The organism is Pseudomonas sp. 43(2021) (assembly GCF_017490805.1).
In the GTDB taxonomy this organism is placed as follows: Bacteria; Pseudomonadota; Gammaproteobacteria; order Pseudomonadales; family Pseudomonadaceae; genus Aquipseudomonas.
This window is the reverse complement of sequence record NZ_JAFGYJ010000502.1, coordinates 1-453: the sequence shown is the minus strand read 5'-3', so window position 1 is coordinate 453 and position 453 is coordinate 1. Positions and strand designations below refer to the sequence as shown.

The 453-nt window shown below is 57.8% G+C and carries 1 protein-coding gene; it reads left to right on the top strand.

Annotated elements, in window-relative coordinates:
• Window positions 1–27: 27 nt before the first annotated feature.
• Window positions 28–453, top strand: a 426-nt coding sequence (locus J5M71_RS28385) for a GAF domain-containing protein (protein ID WP_207838960.1), incomplete at its 3' end; no start/stop codon positions are given.

Below are 453 nucleotides of genomic sequence, written 5' to 3'. Positions count from 1 at the left end.
ACGCATGACTGTCTACGGAGTGTGCGCATGCTGGTGCCCGGAAAGCCTGCCAATGAAGCTGCACGTATCGACGCGCTGCATGGCCTGAATCTCAATTCGGAGCCAGAGGAACGTTTCGATCGCCTTACGCGCTTGGCCAAGCGTTTGTTCAACGTGCCGATCGCTCTGGTCACGCTGGTCGACAAGGATCGCCAATGGTTCAAGTCCTGTGTGGGGCTGGATGCCACCGAGACGTCCCGCGATGTCTCGTTCTGCGGTCATGCGATTCTGCAGAACGAGCTGATGCTGGTCCCCGATGCGCTGGAAGATCTGCGCTTCCATGACAATCCGCTGGTTACCGGCGCGCCGAATATTCGCTTTTACGCCGGGTACCCACTGACCGTGCCGGACGGTAACAAAATGGGCACCTTGTGCCTGATTGATACCAAACCTCGCCATCTCGATGACGAAGAG